2 protein-coding genes are annotated in these 1,567 nt (G+C 65.9%); both read left to right on the forward strand.

Annotated elements, in window-relative coordinates:
* A partial coding sequence (locus tag ACY35P_RS15590) for a TonB-dependent receptor domain-containing protein (RefSeq protein ID WP_462116750.1) occupies positions 1-1,098 on the forward strand: 1,098 nt, incomplete at its 5' end.
* A 272-nt stretch (positions 1,099-1,370) separates the two neighbouring features.
* A partial coding sequence (locus ACY35P_RS15595; RefSeq protein ID WP_462116751.1) for a hypothetical protein occupies positions 1,371-1,567 on the forward strand: 197 nt, incomplete at its 3' end.

Here is a 1,567-nt window from a genome sequence, read left to right on the forward strand (position 1 = left end):
AACTCGGCGTTCGGCTTCAAGTGGCGTCCGATCGACGACCTGATGGTCCGCGGCAACTGGGCCGAAGGCTTCCGCGCACCGTCGATCCTCGAGCTGTACCGCGGCGTGGCCGACTCGTTCCCAGCGATCACCGATCCGTGCTCCAACACGTTCGGCGGCCGCTACGCCACGCTCACCCCGGATCAGCGCGCGCGCTGCACCGCGCAGGGCGTGCCGGCCGGCGGTTACGACCAGGGCAACTCGCAGATCCGCATCAGCATCGGCGGCAACCCGAACCTGGGGCCGGAGACCTCGACCACCAAGACGCTCGGCGTCGTGTGGAGCCCGAAGTTCGTCCCGGGCCAGTTCGACGTCTCGCTCGACTGGTGGCGCATCGAGCTGCGCAACACGGTCACGCGCTTCTCGGGCCAGTTCATCCTCAACCAGTGCGTGCTGGAAGGCATCTCCGCGTTCTGCAACCAGTACAGCCGCAATGCGGGTGGTTCGATCAACAACCTGCTGGCGAGCGGCGTCAACATCGGCGCGACGAACGTCGAGGGCTGGGACCTGACGGCGAACTACCGCCTGCCGGAGCAGAGCTGGGGCAAGCTGTCCTTCTCGCTGGATGCGACCTACACGTCGCTCAACGAGTCCGACAACGATGGCGACGGCGACATCGACACGGCCGACGGCAACAGCGTGGTCGGCCAGTACTTCGATCGCAACAACAACTGGCGCATCCGCGGCAACCTGATGACGCGCTGGGAGAAGGGCGATTTCGGTGCGAGCCTGTTCACGCGTTACTACTCGCGCCAGACCGAGCCGTGCCGCTTCATCGGTGGCCTGAACGACTACGGCTTCGGCCAGCTCTGCAACGACGCGACGGTCAATTCGAGCGGCGTGGTGCAGGCCGGTTCGAAGAACACGATCGGCGGCACGGTCTACAACGACCTGTCGGTGTACTGGAAGGCGCCGTGGAACGCGAAGGTCACGCTGGGCGTGAACAACGTGCTCGACAAGAACCCGCCGACCGCGTTCACCGCCTTCGCCAACTCGTTCGATCCGCAGTACGAAGTCCCGGGCCGCTTCCTGTACATGTCGTACAACCAGAAGTTCTGATCCGGCGCTCCATCGCGACACCCGCCACGGCCCCGAACGGGGCCGTGGTTTTTTTTGCCCGTTCGCCATGCCAGGACGAGGGGCGACCCCTGCCCTCCCTCGCAAAGCGACCGCTGGAAGCCCCGCCCGGCCGGGATCTGGTCGGGGAAATTAACGACCCTTTAATTTCCTGACCGTCCGGATTACCATCGGCCCGGACCTCGCCTCCCGGCCGACCCTCCGGCGTCGCCAGGTCTCCCATGGGAAATACCAAGCCTCACTTGGAGAGAGAGATGACCTTTAAGACCACCAAGCTCCGCGACGCGATCACCTTCGCGCTCGCCGTGGGCGCCGTTGCGGGTACGGGTTCTGCGTTCGCGCAGGACGCCACCCCGGCCGCGGGCACGACCAACACCCAGGAGCTGGGCCGCGTCGAAGTGACCGGTTCGCGCATCCGCCGCGCCGAGTCCGAGACGTCCCAGCCGATCAT

It is taken from the genome of Lysobacter xanthus (assembly GCF_047159895.1).